This is a genomic window from Methyloterricola oryzae (genome assembly GCF_000934725.1).
Lineage (GTDB): Bacteria > Pseudomonadota > Gammaproteobacteria > Methylococcales > Methylococcaceae > Methyloterricola > Methyloterricola oryzae.
In genome coordinates this window covers 167,017-187,562 of sequence record NZ_JYNS01000007.1, presented here as the reverse complement: position 1 = coordinate 187,562, position 20,546 = coordinate 167,017, and the positions used below count along the sequence as shown (strand labels likewise).

The 20,546-nt window shown below is 64.1% G+C and carries 21 protein-coding genes; 18 read left to right on the top strand and 3 right to left on the bottom strand.

Features of this window, described 5'->3' with window-relative positions; all coding sequences use genetic code 11:
* Nucleotides 1–9: 9 nt before the first annotated feature.
* Together EK23_RS11610 and EK23_RS11605 are read left to right on the top strand one after the other, a co-directional pair.
* A complete protein-coding gene (locus EK23_RS11610; RefSeq protein WP_045225511.1) occupies nucleotides 10–1,560 on the top strand; it encodes a fused MFS/spermidine synthase in 1,551 nt (516 codons plus the stop codon).
* Between the two features lie 18 nt (nucleotides 1,561–1,578).
* Nucleotides 1,579–2,022, top strand: coding sequence for a hypothetical protein (locus tag EK23_RS11605; RefSeq protein WP_052808133.1), 444 nt, complete (start codon nucleotides 1,579–1,581; stop codon nucleotides 2,020–2,022).
* Nucleotides 2,023–2,029: 7 nt separating this feature from the next.
* Here EK23_RS11605 and EK23_RS11600 read toward each other — a convergent pair whose 3' ends face one another.
* The gene (locus EK23_RS11600) at nucleotides 2,030–3,112 is read right to left on the bottom strand and encodes a hypothetical protein (protein ID WP_045225510.1); all 1,083 of its coding nucleotides are present in this window, start codon (nucleotides 3,110–3,112) and stop codon (nucleotides 2,030–2,032) included.
* A complete protein-coding gene (locus EK23_RS11595) occupies nucleotides 3,105–4,358 on the bottom strand; it encodes a hypothetical protein (protein WP_045225509.1) in 1,254 nt (417 codons plus the stop codon). Before EK23_RS11595 ends, EK23_RS11600 begins: the two co-directional genes overlap by 8 nt.
* A 157-nt stretch (nucleotides 4,359–4,515) precedes the next feature.
* On the opposite strand from EK23_RS11595, the gene EK23_RS23305 reads away from it, so the two are divergent.
* From EK23_RS23305 to pepN, 16 genes are all read left to right on the top strand, one after another.
* Nucleotides 4,516–4,659, top strand: coding sequence for a DUF2897 family protein (locus EK23_RS23305; protein WP_145998646.1), 144 nt, complete (start codon nucleotides 4,516–4,518; stop codon nucleotides 4,657–4,659).
* A 51-nt stretch (nucleotides 4,660–4,710) separates the two neighbouring features.
* Nucleotides 4,711–6,360, top strand: coding sequence for an ATP-binding protein (locus EK23_RS11590; protein WP_045225508.1), 1,650 nt, complete (start codon nucleotides 4,711–4,713; stop codon nucleotides 6,358–6,360).
* 33 nt (nucleotides 6,361–6,393) lie between these two features.
* Nucleotides 6,394–6,831: a nucleoside deaminase gene (locus EK23_RS11585; RefSeq protein WP_045225507.1), complete on the top strand. Its 438-nt coding sequence runs from the start codon at nucleotides 6,394–6,396 to the stop codon at nucleotides 6,829–6,831.
* Nucleotides 6,832–6,841: 10 nt separating this feature from the next.
* Nucleotides 6,842–7,225 carry a DUF423 domain-containing protein gene (locus EK23_RS11580; RefSeq protein WP_327037052.1) on the top strand — a complete coding sequence of 128 codons (384 nt, stop codon included), beginning with the start codon at nucleotides 6,842–6,844 and terminating at the stop codon, nucleotides 7,223–7,225.
* 9 nt (nucleotides 7,226–7,234) lie between these two features.
* On the top strand, nucleotides 7,235–8,638 hold the full coding sequence (gene atpD, locus EK23_RS11575; protein WP_045225506.1) for a F0F1 ATP synthase subunit beta: 1,404 nt from the start codon (nucleotides 7,235–7,237) through the stop codon (nucleotides 8,636–8,638).
* Entirely contained in the window at nucleotides 8,635–9,042 is a 408-nt protein-coding gene (locus EK23_RS11570) for a F0F1 ATP synthase subunit delta/epsilon (protein ID WP_045225505.1), read from the top strand. Before atpD ends, EK23_RS11570 begins: the two co-directional genes overlap by 4 nt.
* On the top strand, nucleotides 9,039–9,311 hold the full coding sequence (locus tag EK23_RS11565; RefSeq protein ID WP_082054132.1) for an AtpZ/AtpI family protein: 273 nt from the start codon (nucleotides 9,039–9,041) through the stop codon (nucleotides 9,309–9,311). The genes EK23_RS11570 and EK23_RS11565 overlap by 4 nt, the downstream gene beginning before the upstream one ends.
* A 2-nt stretch (nucleotides 9,312–9,313) precedes the next feature.
* Nucleotides 9,314–9,997, top strand: a complete 684-nt coding sequence (locus EK23_RS11560; protein ID WP_045225504.1) for a F0F1 ATP synthase subunit A — start codon at nucleotides 9,314–9,316, stop codon at nucleotides 9,995–9,997.
* 3 nt (nucleotides 9,998–10,000) lie between these two features.
* A complete protein-coding gene (locus EK23_RS11555) occupies nucleotides 10,001–10,267 on the top strand; it encodes an ATP synthase subunit C-like protein (protein WP_045225503.1) in 267 nt (88 codons plus the stop codon).
* Nucleotides 10,268–10,300: 33 nt separating this feature from the next.
* Nucleotides 10,301–11,050 carry a F0F1 ATP synthase subunit delta gene (locus tag EK23_RS11550; protein WP_045225502.1) on the top strand — a complete coding sequence of 250 codons (750 nt, stop codon included), beginning with the start codon at nucleotides 10,301–10,303 and terminating at the stop codon, nucleotides 11,048–11,050.
* Nucleotides 11,007–12,530 (top strand): F0F1 ATP synthase subunit alpha, encoded by a 1,524-nt coding sequence (locus EK23_RS11545; RefSeq protein ID WP_045225501.1) that lies wholly within the window; start codon nucleotides 11,007–11,009, stop codon nucleotides 12,528–12,530. Before EK23_RS11550 ends, EK23_RS11545 begins: the two co-directional genes overlap by 44 nt.
* Nucleotides 12,527–13,366 (top strand): F0F1 ATP synthase subunit gamma, encoded by an 840-nt coding sequence (locus EK23_RS11540; RefSeq protein ID WP_045225500.1) that lies wholly within the window; start codon nucleotides 12,527–12,529, stop codon nucleotides 13,364–13,366. Before EK23_RS11545 ends, EK23_RS11540 begins: the two co-directional genes overlap by 4 nt.
* 78 nt (nucleotides 13,367–13,444) lie before the next feature.
* The gene (locus tag EK23_RS21770) at nucleotides 13,445–14,347 is read left to right on the top strand and encodes a CPBP family intramembrane glutamic endopeptidase (RefSeq protein ID WP_082054131.1); all 903 of its coding nucleotides are present in this window, start codon (nucleotides 13,445–13,447) and stop codon (nucleotides 14,345–14,347) included.
* 354 nt (nucleotides 14,348–14,701) lie between these two features.
* Nucleotides 14,702–15,427: a carboxy-S-adenosyl-L-methionine synthase CmoA gene (cmoA, locus tag EK23_RS11530; RefSeq protein WP_097990951.1), complete on the top strand. Its 726-nt coding sequence runs from the start codon at nucleotides 14,702–14,704 to the stop codon at nucleotides 15,425–15,427.
* Nucleotides 15,424–16,215: a methyltransferase family protein gene (locus EK23_RS11525; RefSeq protein ID WP_045225498.1), complete on the top strand. Its 792-nt coding sequence runs from the start codon at nucleotides 15,424–15,426 to the stop codon at nucleotides 16,213–16,215. Before cmoA ends, EK23_RS11525 begins: the two co-directional genes overlap by 4 nt.
* A gap of 101 nt (nucleotides 16,216–16,316) precedes the next feature.
* The gene (pepN, locus tag EK23_RS11520; protein ID WP_045225497.1) at nucleotides 16,317–18,974 is read left to right on the top strand and encodes an aminopeptidase N; all 2,658 of its coding nucleotides are present in this window, start codon (nucleotides 16,317–16,319) and stop codon (nucleotides 18,972–18,974) included.
* Nucleotides 18,975–19,021: 47 nt separating this feature from the next.
* Here the strand turns inward: pepN and EK23_RS21765 are convergent, their stop codons facing one another.
* Complete coding sequence (locus EK23_RS21765) at nucleotides 19,022–20,530, bottom strand: reprolysin-like metallopeptidase (protein WP_052808131.1); 1,509 nt, start codon at nucleotides 20,528–20,530, stop codon at nucleotides 19,022–19,024.
* Between the last annotated feature and the right edge of the window lie 16 nt (nucleotides 20,531–20,546).

Here is a 20,546-nt window from a genome sequence, read left to right as displayed (position 1 = left end):
GAAAAGCGCATGAACGATAGCCCAGGCAATTTGGGCGGCAAGGCCGCTCTTTTTTTCACCGTATTTGTCACCGGGTCCGCGGTGATGGTCATCGAACTGCTGGGGACGCGGCTGATCGCGCCTTTCTACGGCGCCAGCCTGTACGTGTGGTCTTCGCTGATTTCGGTGACCATGATCGCCCTGGCCCTCGGCTATTTCATGGGGGGGCGCTGGGCCGACCGCGCCCGGCGCTCGGGCCTTTCCCTCATCATCGCCCTGGCCGCGGTACTGACCCTGGCGATCCCCTGGGCGACCCGTCCCGTGCTCCTGGCGACCGATCCCCTGGGACTGCGCCTGGGCGCTTTCATCAGTGCACTGGTTCTGTTCTCCCCGAGCCTCACCCTGCTGGGCATGGTGGGCCCTTTCGCCATCAAACTCTCCACCTCCACCCTGGCTGGGGTGGGTAACAGCGCGGGCTCGATATATGCCGTCAGCACCGTGGGCAGCGTGGTGGGCACGCTGATCCTGGGGTTCTTCCTGTTTCCTCTGATAGGCTCGCGCGAGATATTGGTGGGCACGGGGTTGCTTCTTCTGGCCCTGTCCCTGATCGTGGGATTGCTGGAGCGAGGCCGTCTCGGCGCGGCCAAGGCGCTGTTGCCCGCGTTCCTGCTCGGTGTGATCGGCTTGGGGATGGTGCCCAAGGTGCTGAGCGCCGGCCATGTGCCGGTGGGCGATAAGTTCCGCGTCCTGTCCGAGCGCGAGAGCCTGTACGGTTGGGTGCGCGTGATCGATGATTCCTCGCGCCGCTTGCGACTCCTCACCTCGGATGCCTCCGCCATCGGCGCGGCGAGTCTGGTCAATGGCGAGAGCGTGCTGAGTTACCAAGACATCGTCGGGTTGATTCCCGCCATGCGCCCGCCCATGCAACGCGGGTTGATCGTCGGCCTGGGCGCCGGCCACATGGGCAAGGTGCTGCACGACCGCTACCGGATGGTGACCGATTCCCTGGAAATCGACCCGGCGGTCTCCAGCGCCGCGGAGGATCACTTCGCGTTCAAGCCCACCGGCAGGGTGATCGTGGGCGATGCCCGCTATGAGATCCGCCATCTGACCGGACCTTATGACCTGATCATCCTCGATTGTTTCACCGGCGGGTCCGAGCCCGCCCATTTGATGACGGTGGAGACCCTGGAACAACTGCGGGGGCTGCTGTCGGAACGAGGCATACTGGCGGTGAATTTCGTCGCCTTCGCCCAGGGGCCCAACAGCCTCGCGCTCAACTCCGTTTCGCGCACCCTTGCCCAGGCCTTCCCCCAACAGGCGGTCTTCATTTCCGAACCGGGCAAGGAGTTCACCGACTTCATCTTCCTGGCCGGTCGCCAGCCCGTCGACATCCATGCGCCAGGCCTCTCGCCAGACCAGACCGCCTGGCTGCAGGAGCGGGTGTTCCCGGTGGACCCCGCGCCTGGCACCGTGCTGACGGACAACCTGAATCCCCTGGAACATCTGCAGATCGCCAAATCCGAGCATTACCGGCGTTTCCTGGTGGACATGTTCGGCGGCGATCTGTTTGTGCGCTGAGGGCAGGCGATCCTGCAGGTGAGCGAGCGCAGCGTCGAAGCAAGTCGCGCAGTCATTCAGGGCTTCGTGACGGGCGCCCTCGGCTGCGGCTGTCCCGCTGAGGTCTTCCGCCAGATCGAATCCTCATGGCCAAGGGTGGAGCGGACTGATCCGAACTACCTGCGTATCCTGATCGGCGGCAGGCTCTTGATCTACGCCGTGGAAGGATCGGAGGGGAGTTCCTTGCTCCATTGGCTACCGTCCCTTGTGGAGCGGGGCAGGGCGGAGCGGGACGCGGCGGCTTACAACCGCTTCCGGCTGGTTCTGCTGATGGACGGAGCGGCCGATGGCCGCGATGAAATGGAGGCCGCGTTCGCGAGGCAGGCGGGGGATGACGGCAAGGCGCACTTGCATTTCCTGCCCTCAGGATCGGCCTGGCACGCGGTGCGCTCGGCGCTCGAATCGGATTTTACGACGGGATAATCGGAGTCTAGCCGGACTCGCCTTCCTCGGCAGCGTCCTTGTTACGCCCTTGCAGGACGTGACGTCCCTCGCCGAGGGGAAAGCGCTTCTTGGCATTGATCACCCAGCCCTTGGCCTTGGCCACCTTCACGTCGCGCACTTCCTCTTCCAGCAGCAGGCGTTGGCGCTCCATGGCCAGCAGTTCGATCTCGCGCTTGATGTGTTCCTCCATGTCGTCCATGGTCTGCGCGCGGCGGGTTTTCTCGTTGATGTCAGCATCCAGTTCCAATTCACGCAGATGGGCGGTATGGCGGATCTGTTCCTGCCGCTGGCGCGCCTCGCTGCCCCGCTGCTCGTCCTGCATGGCTTCCTCCACGCGTAATTCGGCACGCAGGCTCTCCAGTTCCTGCTCCAGACGCACCTTGCGCAAGGTTTCCTCACGCTGTTTGACGGCGAGGAGTTGTTCCTCCTGCTCTAGCCGACGCTGCTGCTCGAGCAGGGACTGCGCGTGCGCCTCCTGTTGCGCCTGCTCCTCCGCCACGCGTTGACGGCGGAGTATCTCGAGGTACAGCGTCCGGTGCCGGGACCAGGGCGCGGCGGCTTCGATTTCCTCCAGCGATCCGAAAACGGGCGTGATGCTGCAGCGGGTGCGGCACTGGATGTAGCGGATCGCCAACTGCTCGTTGATTTCCCGCTCGATGGCCTTCTCGTGGGTGGCGCAGCCCTGTTCCAGCCAGGCGGGGTCGGCTTCCAGGCGGCGCAGGTGTTCTTCCACCTGGTCGCGCAGCAAGGCGTGGTGGCTCTGGCGGATATGCCGGCCCAGTTCCGGCAGGGCCTCCAGATGGTCCCGCGCATAGCGCAAGGTGGGCTGGAAGCGCACTGACACGCTGGCGGAGACGGTGCAGAACGAGCCCAGCACCAGAGGTTCGACGGGAATCTCCCAGTCCTCGATGGGGAGTTCGAACACTTCGTGGTAGAAGCGTTTGATGAAGCGCGCCGGGCGCGGCGCGACGCGCACGACGGGCCCGAGGCGGGTGACCACCACGCTGCGGCCGCCTTCGAAGCCCGCTTCCCAGATGTGATCGTTAGCCTCGAACAGCAACTCATCCATAACGCTTTTTCTCCATGGCTACACGAATCCGCTCGTCATTGGCCGGCGCCGGTTCCTCGCGGCGCAGCTTCAGACGCTCCGAAATGATGGGATAGAGGTTCGGCGCGAACTCCACCGCCTTGCCGCTGATCTTGCGCAGGTAGCCGCGATTGAGCAGAAAGGCCACGGCGAACATGCGAGTCCAGTCCGAATAGCGCCGCGCCCGTTCCAGTTCGGTCTTCTCGATCTGGAATTCCAGTTCGTCGTTGCCGTTGATGGTGAACTCGCCGAACTGGCGAAGGCCCGCGTAGGCCAGTTCCTTCTCTTCCTCGGTGAGGGGCCCCGGGGCCGTGGATTCCAGGCGATAGGACAGCACCAAGGTGAAGAAATCCACCATGCAGGCACAGGCCAGGGCGAACCAGGAGATGTTGCGCCACATGTCAAAGGTGGGTGTGATGCCCTGGCTGAACTGAGGGAAGGGCGCCGGGACCGGTGCCTTCACCGGTGTCAGGCCGGCCCCCGCGGCCAGGGAATCGGCGCGGGTCTGGACATTGCGCAGCGCTTCCTGAAGCTTCTCGTAGGCGCTCGCGTCACTGGGCTGCCGCGTGAAGCCCTGGCTCGCGCCGCGCAGCGCCAGGATGGCGCCATCCAGGGCCGCCAGGTCGGTCTTGAGGCTAGCCAGCTTGGTTTCCTCACGCTGCTGGATCTCGTTGTAAAGGCTCCAGAACTTGCCCTTGCCGACCTTGCGCGCCGTGTTTTCCTGCATGGCCGGGTGGTTGCCCAGATAGGCCTGAGTGGCTTCCAGGCGAGCGGCCTCGGCCTTGCGTTCCTGCTGCGCGATCAATCCGCTGTGCTGGCGCGCCACGTCTTCAAGGTAGCGCGCGACATCGCTTTCCAGGGCGGCGGTCTTATCCAGCAGCAACTGGTCGCGCTGAGAGAACTCGTAGAACTTGAAATAGGAGAACGATACCGAGACCACCAAGGCGACCACCAGGGAGCCGGCGATGCTGAGGTAGCGCGGCAGGTTGGCGCGCCAGTGGGTGCCCGCCAGCTCCAGGGTGCAGATGACGATGATGGATTGCACCGCCACCGTGATGATCAGGGCGATCCACCAGGTAATGAAAAAAGACATGCCATAATAGGTCGTGTAGCCGGAGGCCACGCTCAGCAGCAGCACGATGGGGATGGACCAGACCCGCAGCAGCCCGACGAAGGTGCTCTGAACGGAGTTGAGGATCTGCCCGATGCGCCAGACCTGCGCGGTCATGACGTGGGCCCCGATAGGCCTGATGGCGGGATGGAACGCGCCGGCGGCGCTGAAACAGGGGACTGCCGGGTGGTCTTATCATGCATAGGGATCACCGTCGGTTGGGAAGTCCCCGACATGCTATTGCTTTCCCGGATCAATTTGAAGAGTGAAGGGCATGGAAATCTTTTTCCTGATGCTGGTTGTGGTGGTCGTCGTGGTGGTCGGCAATCTGCTGGTGCTGCTGCGGACGGCGAAGCAACCGAAGGTGCCGGATTCGGTCAAGGCGAAACCCTATGACGATGAGGAAGGCGGCTGGTAGGTCCTGCAGTTCCCTGGAAGTCGTGCAAATCGTTGCAGAAGAGGACGCGTGATGGAGAATACCAACGACACCTTGATAGGACACGTGGTGCGGGTGGACGGCAGTGGCATGCTGGGGCGGCTGTTGGGCGAGGACGAGGGCTTCCGCGACCAGGTGACGGTGGGCGGTGAAACCCAGATCGTCGGGCAGGTGGGCTCCTACGTCTCCATCCATCAATTCGGCCTGCGCGTGCTGGCTATGGTCAAGCGCATCGAGGCGACCCAACCCAAGGGCTGCCGCTCCGCCGCCGGCTGCTCCGTGACCCTGACGCCCTTGGGCGAGGTGGGTGACAAGAACCAGTTCCAGCGGGGTGTCCGCCGCTATCCGACACCCGGCGCGGAAATCCACGCGGTGGCGCCGGAGGAGATCAATTCCATCTTCGTCAAATACCGCGCCCAGCGCTTCAACCTGGGTTATCTGCGCAGCCATCCCGCCACGGGCGTGTATCTGGACGCCTCCGCACTGTGCAGCCGCCATTTCGCCATCCTCGGCCAGTCGGGCTCGGGCAAGTCCTGGACCGTGGCCAGCCTGATCCAGCATGTGGTCTCAGCCATGCCCAAGGCGCACATCATTCTGCTCGACCTGCACGGCGAATACTGCTGGCGCGGTCGCGACGGCCAGCTCAATTCGGCCTTCGATCCCAAGAATACCCGCTACCTGGACGCGCGCCGCCTGGAGATTCCCTACTGGCTGATGACCTTCGCCGAGTTGGTGGACCTGTTCATCGACCGCAACGACGAAGGGGCCTCGGTGCAGATGGCCTTTCTGCGCGAGACCATTTTTGCCTTGAAGAAGAAGAGCGCGGAGCAGTTGGGCATGGACGCCGTGTCCATCGACTCGCCCGTGTATTTCCCGTTGAAAGCCGTCTATGACAGCTTCAAGGAAGCCAACGAGATGCGCACCGACTTCGGCAAGACCAAGGGGCCGTTGTTCGGGCAATTCGACGAGTTCCTGGTGAAGCTCATGAGCCGGCTCAACGACGTGCGCTACGATTTCCTGCTCAGCCCGCAGCGGCGCAACCGCTCCGAATCCCTGGAGAGCCTGCTGCGGGATTTCGTCGGCCTGGGCGAGCCCCGGGCGCAGATCACCGTCATCGACCTGAGCCCGGTGCCCTTCGACGTCCGGCCCACGGTGTCGGCGCAGATCGGGCGCCTGGCCTTCGAATTCAACTACTGGAACCCTCAGAACCGGGAATTCCCGATTCTCCTGATCTGCGAGGAGGCCCATGCCTATATTCCGCGCGACTCGGCCGCCGGGTTCGAGGGCACGCGCAAGTCCATGGAACGCATCGCCAAGGAGGGGCGCAAGTACGGGGTCGGATTGTGCGTGGTGAGCCAGCGGCCCCACGAACTCTCGGAAACCGTGCTGTCCCAGTGCGGCACCTACGTATGCCTGCGCATCACCAATCCGGACGATCAGGCGTATGTTAAGAAGCTGGTGCCGGAGGGGGAGGGCGATCTGGTGGACATCCTCACCGCCCTGGGGCGTGGCGAAGCCATGGTGCTGGGCGAGGCTACCCCGCTGCCGGTGCGTTTCCAGGTTTACAAGCCGGACCCGCCGCCCAACAGCAACGACGTGGATTTCCATACCTACTGGAACAGCGGCCCCGACGATCTGGACATCAACAGTATCGTGCAGCGCTGGCGCAGCCAGGGGCGTTGAAGCCGTGGCGTCGGGATCTTGAAGGAGAACAGCATGGACCCATTCCTGCGGGCCGCTATTGAAGAAGCCGAGAAGGGCTTGGCCGAAGGCGGCATACCCATCGGTTCGGTGATCGTCCACGGCGGGCGCATCATCGGGCGCGGGCACAATCGCCGGGTGCAGTCGGGCAGCGCCATCCTCCACGGAGAAATGGACGCCCTGGAAAACGCGGGCCGCCAGCCGGCCTCGGTATATCGCGAATGCACCCTCTACACCACGCTGTCGCCCTGCGCCATGTGCAGCGGCGCCATCCTGTTGTACGGGATTCCCCGCGTGGTGATCGGCGAGAACCGCACATTCATGGGCGAGGAGGATTTGCTGCGCGCTCGCGGCGTGTCCCTCGAGGTGGTGGACGATGAGACTTGCGTCCGGCTCATGCGGGATTTCATCGCGGCCCACGGCGAACTGTGGAATGAAGATATCGGTGTCTGACGGCTAGCCCATGATGACGTACCGCATAACCCTCCTGCTCGCAGCCCTCAGCCTGTTCACGGCCGTGGCCTTAGGTGCCTTTGGCGCCCACGGCCTGCGCCAGCACCTGGATGCCGCCATGCTGGCGGTCTATCAGACCGGAGTGCAGTACCACTTCTGGCACGGGCTAGGGCTGGGCGTGGTGGCCCTGCTGCTCAGGGGTGACCCTGAATCCCGGCTGTTGCGCTGGGCGGCGGCGCTGCTGCTTGCCGGCATTTTCATCTTCTCCGGCAGTCTGTACGTCCTGGCCATCAGCGGGGTGAAATGGCTGGGGGCGATCACGCCCTTCGGCGGTACCGCCTTCCTGGCCGCCTGGCTGCTGCTCGCCGTCTACGCTTACCGCCTGCCCCGCTAGGAGGCCAACATGGCCGTGACCGCGGCTGCCGAACCTGAGGGGATTGAGCGCGTCCGCCGCGGCACCCTGATCGAGGTTCAGGGACCGGTGGCCGTCATTCAATTCCGGGAACTGCCCCCGTTGCGGCAGGCGCTGGCCGCGCGCTGCGGCGATGAGACGGTACTGTTCGAGGTCCATCAGCATCTGGATCAACGCCATGTGCGCGCCATCTGCTTGCACCGCACCGCCGGTTTGTTCCGCGGCATGGCGGTGGAGGACACCGGATCGGCCCTGCGGGTGCCGGTATCGGAGGCCTGCCTGGGGCGCCTGCTGGACCTGTTTGGCAACCCGCTGGATGGCGGGGAAGCCCTGGCGTCCTCGGAATATCGCCCTATTCATGGCAGTCCCGCGCCCTTACATCAGATCCTGGGCGAAAGCGGGATACTGGAAACCGGCATCAAGGTCATCGACCTCTTGTGCCCTTTCGTCCGCGGCGGCAAGACCGGTCTGTTCGGCGGCGCCGGCGTGGGCAAGACGGTGCTGGTGATGGAATTCATGCATGCCATCGCCGCCATGCATAAGGGGGTGTCGGTGTTCGCCGGGGTCGGCGAGCGCATCCGCGAGGCCCACGAGTTGTGGCAGGAAATGCGCGCCGCGGGCGTGCTGCCGCAGACCCTGCTGGTCTTCGGGCAGATGGATGAATCGCCGGGGGTGCGTTTTCGCGTGGCCCTGTCGGCGCTGACCTACGCGGAGTATCTACGCGATTGCCTCAAGCGGGAGGTGCTATTCGTGGTGGACAACGTATTCCGCTTCGTGCAGGCGGGCAGCGAGATCTCCAGCCTGCTCGGGCGCATGCCGGCGACGGTGGGCTATCAGCCCACCCTGAGCACCGAAGTGGCGGAACTGCAGGACCGCATCATGTCCACCGCGTCCGGGGCGGTGACTTCGGTGCAGGCGGTCTACGTGCCCGCCGACGACATGAGCGACCCGGCGGTGAACGCCATACTCGGGCACCTGGACACGACCGTGATACTGTCCCGCGGGCAGGCGTCCAAGGGCATCTATCCGGCGGTGGACCCCTTGCGCTCGGGCAGCAAGATGATGGACCGGCGCAGCCTGGGGGCTCGGCATTACGCCGTGGCGGCGGACGTGCGCGAGCACCTGGCGCGCTACGCGGAACTGGAGGACATTATCACCATGCTGGGCCTGTCCGAATTGTCCGAGCAGGACCGCCACATCGTGCTGCGTGCCCGCAAGTTGCAGCGCTATCTCACCCAACCCTTCTGGGTGACCGCCGAACACACCGGTATTGCCGGCGTCAGCGTGCCCTTGGCGCAGACCCTGGACGACTGCGACAGCATCATGGCGGGCCGCGTCGACGACTGGCCCGAAGAACGCTTCTACATGCGCGGCGGCCTCGGGGTGGCGGCGTGAGCACCTTCACCCTGCAGGTCTGTGGCGCCACCCGCAGCGTGCAGATGGATGATGTCTGCTCCTTTGTCGGCGAGGACGCCTCGGGCAGTTTCGGCATACAGGCCGGCCACGCCCGCTTCATGACCTGTCTGAGCTTCGGCCTGTCGCGCTTTCGCCAGGCCGGGGGCGCCTGGCAGTACCTGGCGATGCCGGGAGCCGTGCTCTACTTCGCCGACAACCGGCTGCGCCTGAGTACCCGCAAGTTTCTGGTGCACGAGGATTACGGGCAGGTGGTCGAGCAGCTGCACAACCAGTTGCTGGCCGAGGAGGAGTCGCTGCGGGATCTGAGAGCCAGCCTGAAGCGGCTGGAAGAGGAAATCCTCAAGCGCATCTGGGCCATGGGCCACGAGGGGAGGCGCTTGTGACCGATGCCGACGAGCGCTTGCGCAAGCGCGTCGAGAACCAGGCCCGGCGCATGCGGCAGGCCCAGCGCGACCAGCCCACGCTGCTGGCGCAAACCGCCTACGTGGGCACCCTGGGCTTGCTGTTCGCCGTGCCCGTGGTGCTGGGCGCTTACGTCGGGCTCTGGCTGGACCGCCACGTGGAAGGTTATTCCGTCCACTGGACCCTGTTGATGATCGCCCTGGGCGTGGCGATCGGCAGTTTCAACGTCTACTGGTTCGTAAAGGAATGAGCATGAGCAATGCCTTGTCCGCGGCGACCCTGGTCAGCTTCGGGCCATTGGAGATCACCGAGACCGCGCTGACGACCTGCGGCATCAGCGTGGCATTGGCGTTCGTTTCCTGGTGGGCCACGCGTCCCCGGACAAAGCCCGCCGGCTGGCTGCAAACGGCGACGGAAGCCGTGGTGACGGTGATGGAAGACGCCATCGCGGCCGCCGCACCGGCGCATCGGCGCCTGCTGCTGCCTTTCATCGGCAGTCTGTGGCTGTTCCTGGTAGTGGCCAATCTGGTCGGGCTGGTGCCCGGACTGGATTCCCCCACGCGGGATCTCTCGCTCACGGCGGCATTGGCCATCGCTGTGTTCTTTTCCGTGCACTGGTTCGGCATCCGCGAACTGGGACTCAAGGCTTACCTCAAGCACTACCTCAGTCCCAGCCCGATCCTGCTCCCTTTCCACCTGGTGAGCGAGGTGACGCGCACCATTGCATTGGCGATCCGCCTGTTCGGCAATATGATGAGCCTGGAGATGGCGGCCCTGCTGGTGCTCATGGTGGCCGGCTTTCTGGCGCCGGTGCCCCTGCTCATGCTGCATGTGGTGGAGGCCCTGGTACAGGCTTACATCTTCGGCATGCTGGCCCTGATCTATATCGCCGGCGCGCTGCAATCCCAGGAACGGCGCAGGCAACAGGAGGAGTGAGACATGGCTGACATGAGCTGGTTGACCCTGGTCAGCACCGCCGTCGCGGTGCTCGGCATCGCCCTCGGCGTGGCCTTGCCCGCCTACGCCATGGGGCGCGCCATTGCCAGTGCCCTGGATGCGCTGTCGCGCCAGCCGGAGTCCGAGAAGTCGATCATGCGCATCCTCTTCATAGGCCTGGCCATGATCGAATCGCTGGCCATCTATGTCCTGGTCATCGTACTCATCGTACTGTTCCGCAATCCCTTGCTGGAATACGTGCTCAAGTAAGGCGGCTCGCCGCGCGCGCCCGGGAGCAGGCCCTTGGAACTGAACTGGTCCACCTTTCTGCTGGAAATCCTCAACTTCCTGATCCTGGTCTGGTTGCTCAGCCGCTTTTTGTTCCGCCCGGTGCAGGACGCCTTGGCCCGCCGCAAGGCGCAGGCCGAGGCCATCATCGCCAATGCCGACGCCATCCGGGCGGAAGCCGAGACGCTCAGGGGCCGCTACGAAAGCCGGCTCCAGGACTGGGAGGCCGAAAAGCAGGCGGCGCGAGACGAGTTGCAACAGGAGTTGAAGGAAGAGCGCGAGCGCCGCCTGGCGGCGCTGGGCGAAGAACTGGAGCAGAACCGGAGGAAGGAAGAGGCGGTCGCGGCGCGGCAACGGGAGGACCGACTGCGCCATGACCAGGCCCTGTGCCTGGAGCAAGGTGCCAAGTTCGCCAGCCGCCTGCTTTCCAGTTGTGCCTCGCCTGACTTGCAGACGCGTCTGGTGGATCTGGCACTGGGGCATTTGCAAGTCCTGGCGGCGCCCAGCGCCGAGGCCTTGCGGCTGGCCCTTGCTAGCTCGCGCGAGCCGGTTGACGTGAAGAGCGCCTTTCCCTTGAGTCCCGAACAGAGGAATCGCCTTGCGGCGACGCTGGGCGACTTGTGTGGAATGACGCCCGACTGCCGTTTCAGCGAGGAGCCGGCGCTGCTCGCGGGCCTGCGCATCACCGTCGGGCCCTGGGTGCTCCACGCCAGCCTGGCCGATGAACTCCGGGCCTTTGCCGAATCCGCCCATGACAGTGCCTAGCCCGCTGGCGTCCGGGCCTTTCGAGCGGCAGGCCCAGTGGTTGGCGACCTACCGGCCAGGGCTGCGCATGGCCGAGCAGGGCCGGGTGGTGTCGGTGGGTGATGGGATCGCCTGGATCGCGGGATTGCCCACGGTGGCCATGGAGGAAATCCTGGACCTGGAAGATGGCAGCCAGGCCATGGTGTTCGATCTGCGCGAGGGGCTGCTGGGGGCGATCCTGCTGCGCCAGACCGGGGCTGTCGGCGCCGGCGTCCGTGCCCTGAGGGCGGGTCGCATGCTCAGTGTGCCCGGCGGCGACGGATTGCTGGGGCGGGTCGTCAATCCGCTGGGGGAGCCGCTGGACGGCGCGGGCCCTGTGTCGTTTGATGTCCGGCAGCGGCTCCTGCGCCACTCCCCGCCGATCGTGGCGCGCGATATGGTGCATGAACCTCTCTATACGGGCTGCAAGATCGTCGACAGCATGGTTCCCGTGGGCAAGGGGCAACGGCAGCTGATCATCGGCGACGAAGGCCTGGGACGCAGTTCCCTGGCGCTGGATGCGGTGATCAGTCAACGGGGCAAGGACGTGCTGTGCGTGGTGGTGCTCATCGGGCAGAAGCGCTCGGCGGTGGTCAACACCCTGGACATCCTGCGCGCCGCCGGAGCCATGGACTTCACCGTGCTGGTGGTGGCCGAAGCCAGCGCGCTGCCGGGTCTCAAGCACCTGGCGCCCTATGCTGGCTGCGCCCTGGCGGAATACTGGATGGAACGGGGCCGCGATACCCTGGTGGTCTATGACGACCTCAGCACCCATGCCCGGACCTATCGCGAGCTTTCCCTGCTGCTGCGGCGCCCGCCGGGGCGCGAGGCGTTTCCCGGCGACATTTTTTCCATTCACGCGCAGCTTCTGGAACGCTCCACCTGCCTCAACGCGGTGGCGGGCGGCGGCAGCATGACGGCGCTGCCCATCGTGGAGACCCAGTTGGGGGATATTGCCGGCTACATCCCCACCAACCTGATTTCCATCACCGACGGCCAGATCTACCTGGACGCGGACCTGTTCGCGGCCGGCTTCCGCCCGGCCATCGACATTGCCCGTTCGGTCTCGCGCATCGGCGGGCGGGCGCAGCATCCCGCCATCAAGAACGAGGCGGGCCGGATGAAGCTGGACTACCTGCAGTTTCTCGAACTGGAAGTGTTCACCCGTTTTGGCACGCGCCTGGACGAAGCCATGGAGCGGCCTCTGCGCCGGGGACGGCTGTTGCGCGAGTTGCTCAAGCAGGATCGGCTGGAGCCGCTGTCACCGCAGTTCCAGCTGGCTTGGCTGGTGGCTTTTAACGACGGGCTGCTCGACCAAAGGGAGCCGCAGGCTATCCCGGCCGCAATGGAATCCCTCAAGGCATGCGTGGCTGCTTTGTCCCTGGGTCTGGACGATGCCCGCGAGGCCTGGAGCCGGGCGCTGGCGCGCTGCCTGGGGGAGGGTGAGGGTGGTCGGCCGTGAGCCGGCGGCGCGAACTGGACCAGCATCGCCGTCAACTGGACGAGATCGCCGAGATCATGCGCTCCATGAAGAACCTGGCGTACATGGAGACCCGCAAGCTGTCGCGGCTGCTGGATGCCCAGGGGGAGGCCCTGGCGCTGATCGAGGCCGCCGCCTCGGACTTTCTAACATTCTACCCGGACCTGGCCCGGCTTCCAGTCGGTGGGCAACGGCTCGTGCTGCTCATCGGGTCCGAGCGGGGGTTCTGCGGTGATTTCAATGAGGCCCTGCTCAAGGCCGCCGCCGGTGAACTGGCCGGGGCCCATCTGATCGCCGTGGGCTCGCGCATCACCGCGCGTCTCGCCGAAAACGCGGCCGGGGCGACGCTCCTGCAGGGCGCGGGAGTCGCGGAAGAAATCGGCGCTGCCCTGCTGTCCCTGAGCGCCGCCATCGCCCGCTTCCAGGCGCATGAATTGGCCCTCAGCCTCGTGGTTTGGCATCACCGCAACGGGAGGGAAGACCCGGTTCGGAGCACCTTGCTGCCGCCCTTCGCCGACCGAGAACCGAACAGGCCCCAAGGGCATGCGCCGCTGCTGTACCTTCGGCCGGACCGGTTCTATGCCGATCTGGTGGAGCACTATCTCATGGCCGTGTTGCACGAGATTTTCTACACCTCGCTCATGGCGGAAAACCAGCGTCGCATCCAGCATCTGGAAGGCGCCATCCGCCGCCTGGATGACCGGTCCGCTGAGTTTGCCCGTCAGAGCCGGGTGCTTCGGCAGGAGGAGATCACCGAGGAGATCGAAGTGATCCTGCTCAGCGCCGAAGCCGGCTCGCTGCGGCCCGGTTCTCCCTAGTCACGAATTCGCAATTGTCTGCGGCGGCGGTCTGAGGCAGACTGCGCGGTCGACCTTCACGCTTCTGTTGCTCGATTCATGAAATTTCTTGTCCCCGCCCTCGCTCCCTTGTTTTACCTGCTGGGGTGCCTGATCCTCATGGCCCTGCTCGCCTACCCGCTGTTTGTGGTCTCAGGGGGCGATGAGGGACGCGATCTGCGCACACTGGTGACACGTGGGGCGCAGGTCTTAATGGTCGTGGGTCTTTACCCGTTGGCCCGCTGGTGCGGCTTCAACTTCGCCAGCCTCGGCTTCAGCCGCGCGTTCTTCAGGCAGTGGGGCATCGGTTTTGCCTTGGGCGCGGCAATGCTGGGCCTGCATACCCTGGGCCTGATCGGCCTCGGAATTCGTGCGCCCAATGGCAATCCCTTCAGCGAATTCGGCCGCGTGCTGGAAGTCGCTGGCAAGGCGCTGGCGACGGGCCTGGCGGTTGCGCTGGTGGAGGAGCTCATCTTCCGCGGCATGCTGTTCGCCTATCTGCGACGTGCGACCGGCCCCGTGGCGGCGGTTCCGCTCAGCGCCCTGTATTTCGGCCTGGTGCACTTTTTCGGCACCAAGTGGAATGCTCCCTTCTCCGATGTCGGCTGGGCCTCGGGGCTGCACGTGGTGTCCCTGGGGCTGGGCAAGCTGGGGCAGATCGAGCCGGGCGCGTTTCTGGCCCTGTTCTTTGCGGGCATGTTCCTGGCCAGTGTCCGGGCGCTGATTCCCTCGGGGCTGGGCGTTTGCGTCGGAATCCACGCAGGCTGGGTGTTCATCATCAAATGCGCCAAGCCGCTGACCCACGTGGTGCCGGGCGCGCCGCTGGCCTATCTGGTGAGCGACTACGACCGGGTCATCGGTTATCTTTCCGCCGCGTGGCTGGCCACCGTGTTGCTCGTCATCGTCGCGGTTCTCCTCCATCGCCGCCGACTGCACGGTGCGGAAGCCGGCAGCGGCTTCTGATTGCTGCGCCCCTCCGGTGTGTCCGGGTGTTGCATCGGTCCACTATGGCCGCGCAAGGGAACGTGGGTGGTGTATGGTGTGGTGGATTTCAACCAGTCAGGCAGGCCGAGCAACACAAAACACCAGGTTATGCTCAGTGGAAATTGGCGTATTATGTGCTTTTGAACACTTGCTGTGCGCGTGCGGCAGAGAGGTGAAACAGGACAGGATCCATTGCCGCGCGCTGCAGCCTAAAACCGGGCACCTTGCAGGAAACACGCTCGCCCCGCGCGAGACAGGCATGCGTCAGCGCCGGTACCGTCTATATCAGGCCTTGGGATGACCGCCAGGCCCCACACGTCTAAATGGCAATCGATGAATAAAGACAGCATATTCAAGGATAAACGGGATTTCATAGAGAATTTCCATTTCGGCAAGGAAACCGCGGAGGTGTTCGACGATATGCTCGACCGCTCCGTGCCTTTCTACGCGGAGATCCAACGCATGATGGGAGAGATCGCGGAGGACTTTGCGGCACCGGGCAGCAACCTCTATGATCTGGGGTGTTCCACCGGCACCAGCCTGCTCTGGCTGGATCGTTTGCTGCCCAATGACGTCAAGTTCGTTGGAGTCGACTCATCCCCCGAAATGCTCGATCAGTGCCGGGAAAAACTGACGGAACACGGGTTTTCACGGCCACACGAACTGGTTTGCCAGAACCTGGATGACGGCGTGGCCATCGTCAATGCCTCGGTGGTGATCATGAATCTCACCCTGCAGTTCGTGCGCCCGCTTTACCGCGAGCGCCTGATCCAAAGCATCGCCAACGGCACGAACGAAGGCGGCTGCCTGCTGTTGGTGGAAAAGGTGCTGGGGCCCGATTCCACGCTCAACCGCCTGTTCATCAAGTACTACTACGACTTCAAGAAGCGCAACGGCTATTCGGAACTGGAGATTGCCCAGAAACGCGAAGCGCTGGAGAACGTCCTGATCCCCTACCACTTCGACGAAAACCGCAAATTGTTGCTGGACAACGGTTTCAAGGCCTGCGAGGTGTTTTTCCGCTGGTACAACTTCTGCGGCATGGTGGCGATCAAATGAATAAGCAGTCTGCGATCTATCCGGCTTTGCTGGCATCCGGCACCTTTTTCTTCCGTTTCCGCAACGCCCTGTTTCCCGTCGTGCTGCTGGCCCTGGTGCTGCTGGCACGCCCGGCGCAGTGGTTCGGCAACCTGTTTCTGGATCAATGGCTGACCGGGCTGGGTCTGCTATGCACGGTCTCCGGCGAGGCATTCCGCATGCTGGTGATCGGCTATGCCTATATACGCCGGGGTGGCAAGAACAAGCAGGTACACGCCAACGAACTGGTGACCCGTGGTTTCTACGCCCACACACGCAATCCCATGTACGTGGGCAACTACCTGATCGTGGTCGGCTTCGCCCTGCTATTTGGATCCGGCTGGGTGGTGGCTCTGATTGCCCCCTTGTTCGCGTGGATCTATCTGGCCATCACGACGGCGGAGGAAGCCTACCTGGCGGAGAAGTTCGGCGCCGCCTATGCCGAGTACAGCGCCCGGGTCAACCGCTTCATCCCCGATTTCAAGGGGCTGAAGGCATCACTGGCGGAATTCGAGTACGACTGGCGCAGATCTTTGGTCAAGGAATACAACACCCTGTGCTTCACCCTCGGCATCGCCCTGGGTCTCCTGGCCTGGAAGGTTGTCTATGTCTACGGCTATGCGGGCCATGAGACTGCCGTGAGGCTGCTTGTGGGGGCGCTGGTTCCATTGGCCGCGTTTTACGGCACCGTGCGTTACCTCAAGAAAACCCGCCGCCTGCAGCCGGCACGCATGGCGGAAACCGAGGCGGAAACCGGTACCGCTCAATGAACGCGAGGCCTGGCGGGGGAGAAATTCTCCCGCCAGGTCAGTTTTCCGCCCGCACTTGGTACACTAGGCGCATTTAACCGTCTTCCCTGGTGCACCTGCTCATGCGCGAATCCGCTCCCAGAACCGTCTACCTCAAGGACTACACGCCGCCAGACTATCTGGTAGGCAGCGTCGAACTCACCTTCCTCCTGGATGAGGAAAATACCCGGGTCACCTCGCGCCTGCGTCTGCAGAAGAACCCCGCAAGCGCCAACCCCAATGCGCCGCTGGTGCTGGAGGGGGAGCAACTGCAGCTGGAGTGGGTCAAGCTCGATGGCCAGTTGCTCAAGCCCGAACGCTATGAACTGACCCCGGAGAACCTGACTATCGCCTGGGCGCCCAAGGTCGAAGTGTTCACCCTGGAGATCGAGACCCGCATCAACCCCAAGGCCAACACCGCCCTGGAGGGCTTGTACCTGTCCAAGGACATGTTATGCACCCAGTGCGAGGCCCAGGGCTTCCGCAAGATCACCTATTTTCCCGACCGCCCCGACGTGATGGCCAAGTTCACCACCACGCTGATCGGCGATAAATGGCGCTACCCGGTACTGCTGTCCAACGGCAACAAGGTGGCCTCGGGGGACTTGAAGAAGAACCGTCACTGGGTCAAATGGGAGGACCCGTTCCCCAAGCCCTGCTATCTGTTTGCCCTGGTGGCGGGTCGCCTGGACCACATCGAGGATGTCCATGTGACGCCCTCCGGGCGCGAGGTCACACTGCAGATCTACGTGGAGCGGCACGATCTGGATAAGTGCGGGCATGCCATGGCTTCCCTTAAGAATGCCATGCGTTGGGACGAGGAGGTGTTCGGCCGCGAGTACGACCTGGATCTGTACATGATCGTCGCCGTCGGGCACTTCAACATGGGCGCCATGGAAAACAAGGGCCTGAACATCTTCAACACCAAGTATGTGCTGGCCCGGCCCGATACCGCCACCGACGCCGACTACGAGCATGTCGAGGGCGTGATAGGCCACGAGTACTTCCACAACTGGACCGGCAACCGCATCACCTGCCGCGACTGGTTCCAGCTCAGCCTGAAGGAGGGGCTGACGGTGTTCCGCGACCAGGAGTTCACGGCAGACCGCAGCTCGCGCGCGGTCAAGCGCATCGAGGACGTGAACCTGCTGCGTACCCGCCAGTTCGCCGAGGATGCCGGTCCCCTGGCGCACCCGGTGCGGCCCGATTCCTATATCGAGATCAACAATTTCTACACCCTGACGGTTTACGAAAAGGGCGCCGAGGTAGTGCGCATGCTGCACACCCTGCTAGGGCCCGAAGGGTTCCGCAAGGGCACGGACCTGTACTTCGAGCGTCACGATGGTCAGGCGGTGACCTGCGATGATTTCGTCAAGGCGATGGAGGATGCCAACGGAGCCGACTTTACCCAGTTCCGGCGCTGGTACCGCCAGGCCGGCACACCGGAGGTCTGCGTGCTCAGCAGCTATGATGCCGACAGCCAGACTCTCGAACTGGCCGTGCGGCAAAGCTGCGCGCCCACGCCCGGGCAGGCGGACAAGGAACCTCTGCACATCCCCTTCGCCGTGGGGCTGATCGGTCCGGACGGCGCGGATTGTCCGCTGCAACTGGAAGGTGAGCCGGAACCTTCATCCGCCACCACGCGTGTACTGGATCTGACCCAGCCCGAGCAGCGCTTCCGCTTCGTGAACCTGCCCCAGAAGCCGGTGGTTTCGGCCTTGCGCGGCTTTTCGGCGCCGGTGCGGCTGCATCATCCCATCGACTATGACGAACTGGCCTTCCTGCTGGGTCATGACAGCGACCCCTTCAACCGCTGGGACGCAGGGCAGACCCTGGCCAGCCGCATCATCCTCAGCCGCGTGGAGCAGATCAAGGCGGGCGGCACCCCGGGCGCCTCGGACCCGCACCTGGTCAGCGCCTACCGCAAGGCCCTGAGCCAGGACTGGAGCGATCTGTCCTACCTCGCCCTGCTCCTGACCCTGCCTTCGGAGGATTACGTGAGCGCCCTCATGAAGACCATCGATCCGGAAGCGGTGCACGCCGCCCGCCAGTCGGTGAAGCGCGAGCTGACCGAGGAACTGCAGGACAGGCTTTTGGAGTTGTACCGTAGCAACCACCGCGATGAGTCCGGGTGTTTCGACGAGGGCGCCATCGGCCGGCGCAAGCTGAAAAATGTCTGTCTGGGATTTCTCTCGGAACTGGACAACAGCGCGATTCACGCTCTGGAAGTTGCGCAGTTCCGTGGAGCGCGCAATATGACCGACCAGATCGCGGCTCTGGGCTGCGTCGTCAATTCTTCCAATCCGGAACGGCAGGCATGTCTGGAAGACTTCTACCGGCAATGGGAGCAGGAAGATCTGGTCATAGACAAATGGTTCGCCCTGCAGGCTTCCTGCCACCGGTCAGGCGCCCTGGAACGGGTCCAGGGGCTGCTGGCCCATCGGGCATTCGACTTGCGCAATCCCAACCGGGTGCGCTCGCTCATCGGCGCCTTCTGCCAGGCCAACCCGGTCAACTTCCATCGCCTGGATGGCAGCGGCTACCGCTTCCTGGGCGACCACGTGATCGCCCTGGACGGGATCAACCCGCAGATCGCATCGCGCATGGTGGGACCTCTGACTCAATGGCGGCGCTACGGCGGAAACAGGCAGAAACTGATGCGCGAGCAACTGCAGCGCATTGCCGGCACCGATGGCATTTCGGCGGACGTTTTCGAGATGGCGACCAAGAGTCTGGCCTGAGTCAGGCGGAGCCGGCGCGCCCGAAGGCGCGCCGGGCATTTCGGAGCTTATTTGACCAGGGTCGGCTTGAACTTGGCCACGATGGGCGCAACCAGCGACATGGATTTCACCTGATCGGAGGCGCGGTAGCGGTCCGTTTCAGGATAGCCGCAGGGCCGGTTTCCCGGACACGTCAACTTGGGGCCGGCAAACTTGCCTACCTTCGGGTTGATATAGCTCATGACGGTGCCGAACAGGCCGTCGACGCCCCAGCCGTAGGAGTAGGCATGGTAGCCCATGCCGCCGCCCGCGTTGGCCCGCTCGTGCGTCTGGCCCAGGTTGTGGCCGATCTCGTGCACGAAGCTGAGATCGTGGCAGTAGTACATGCCGTCGGTCCCGTCCGAGACCACCGAGTAACCGTAGGTGGATGGGGTCCCGAATTGGGTGATCCAGGAAGTGCCGCAGGAAGCTTGTTGTGCGTACCTGAAAGGCCGCAGCAGGGTCACCAGGTCGGCGCCGTACTTGTCCCGCAGGGTCTTGATATTGCTGCCGGTGAAGGCGGCCCACCCAAAAGTCATGTTCTGCAGGGCCTGCTCGTTGAGACTGGTTTCAGGAAAACTGGTCTTCTGCGTGAACACGGGCCGTAGCCTTACCGGCACGCCGCTGTCTTTGTAAGCCTGGTTGGCGACCGCGAACAGGTAGTTGATGCGCGTTGTCGCCCCGACTTTGCTGGCGAAGTTCTGCGTGTACAAGACCAGCACATCCACGGTGTTGGTTGCGGCCGTCGCCGTAACGGTCGTGGTGGTGCTGCTGGCGCTGCCGGTGGTGGCGACGGCGCCCGCGTAGGAGGGGCGCGCGCCGGACCCGGCGTGGCTGCCGTCCTGGCTTACGCCGGATAAAGGCATGGCGGGTGGCGGATCGGTCTGGTAGGCGCCGCCTTCGCCGGTGGCATCGGCCATGATGCCGCCACCGACGCTGAACGCATCCGGGGGAAACGCGGGTTGCTGCAGGCCGGCGCGGCTGGCGTCCAGCATCCAGGTCTCGCCTTCGTAGGCTTCCAGCAGGTATTCGCCATCCGGTGTCTTGATCGAGCCGGTCATCGTCCCGTTTTCGCCCGAGGTCACCATCATCCGGAACGAATCGTCCTCGCTCAGCTTGCCGACCCAGGTCATGCCACCGGGATGCGGGTATTCGTTGTCCTTGGTGAATTCGTAGCGGCCGGACGGCAGGTCGATGACGAACTTGCCGCCCAGCTCCATGCCCATGAAGCCCATGGGCAACTGGATGCGGCTCAGCGATCCCGGCGGCAGGGACCGGTATTCCGCGGGCACCTGCGCGGGGTCCAGCGGCAAATAGGTGGCGGTCAAGGTGTTGTCGGTCTGTCCGCTGTGTTCGCCCGAGCCACTGTTGCCCGACACGGTCACATCCGCGATGGACTCCCCGTCCCACTGGATAATGTAGTTCTTCCCGCTGAGGAGTTCCTCTAGTTCGGGGGGAATGGCGTTGGCCTGGGCCGTGCCGGCGATGCACGCGCTGACCGCCAGGGCCAACCGTGCCGGAGTGGGGAAGAATTGCATGGCGAACTCCTTCGGG

Excerpts from the sequence above, each read along its gene's own strand:
- EK23_RS11555 (WP_045225503.1), top strand. The coding sequence starts at position 10,001 with ATGGCTGACATGAGCTGGTTGACCCTGGTCAGCACCGCCGTCGCGGTG.
- pepN (WP_045225497.1), top strand. The coding sequence starts at position 16,317 with ATGCGCGAATCCGCTCCCAGAACCGTCTACCTCAAGGACTACACGCCG.
- EK23_RS11585 (WP_045225507.1), top strand. The coding sequence starts at position 6,394 with ATGGACCCATTCCTGCGGGCCGCTATTGAAGAAGCCGAGAAGGGCTTG.
- EK23_RS11610 (WP_045225511.1), top strand. The coding sequence starts at position 10 with ATGAACGATAGCCCAGGCAATTTGGGCGGCAAGGCCGCTCTTTTTTTC.
- EK23_RS11545 (WP_045225501.1), top strand. The coding sequence starts at position 11,007 with ATGAACTCCGGGCCTTTGCCGAATCCGCCCATGACAGTGCCTAGCCCG.
- EK23_RS21765 (WP_052808131.1), bottom strand. The coding sequence starts at position 20,530 with ATGCAATTCTTCCCCACTCCGGCACGGTTGGCCCTGGCGGTCAGCGCG.
- EK23_RS23305 (WP_145998646.1), top strand. The coding sequence starts at position 4,516 with ATGGAAATCTTTTTCCTGATGCTGGTTGTGGTGGTCGTCGTGGTGGTC.
- EK23_RS21770 (WP_082054131.1), top strand. The coding sequence starts at position 13,445 with ATGAAATTTCTTGTCCCCGCCCTCGCTCCCTTGTTTTACCTGCTGGGG.
- EK23_RS11595 (WP_045225509.1), bottom strand. The coding sequence starts at position 4,358 with ATGACCGCGCAGGTCTGGCGCATCGGGCAGATCCTCAACTCCGTTCAG.
- EK23_RS11600 (WP_045225510.1), bottom strand. The coding sequence starts at position 3,112 with ATGGATGAGTTGCTGTTCGAGGCTAACGATCACATCTGGGAAGCGGGC.
- EK23_RS11560 (WP_045225504.1), top strand. The coding sequence starts at position 9,314 with ATGAGCAATGCCTTGTCCGCGGCGACCCTGGTCAGCTTCGGGCCATTG.
- cmoA (WP_097990951.1), top strand. The coding sequence starts at position 14,702 with ATGAATAAAGACAGCATATTCAAGGATAAACGGGATTTCATAGAGAAT.
- atpD (WP_045225506.1), top strand. The coding sequence starts at position 7,235 with ATGGCCGTGACCGCGGCTGCCGAACCTGAGGGGATTGAGCGCGTCCGC.
- EK23_RS11580 (WP_327037052.1), top strand. The coding sequence starts at position 6,842 with ATGATGACGTACCGCATAACCCTCCTGCTCGCAGCCCTCAGCCTGTTC.
- EK23_RS11525 (WP_045225498.1), top strand. The coding sequence starts at position 15,424 with ATGAATAAGCAGTCTGCGATCTATCCGGCTTTGCTGGCATCCGGCACC.
- EK23_RS11590 (WP_045225508.1), top strand. The coding sequence starts at position 4,711 with ATGGAGAATACCAACGACACCTTGATAGGACACGTGGTGCGGGTGGAC.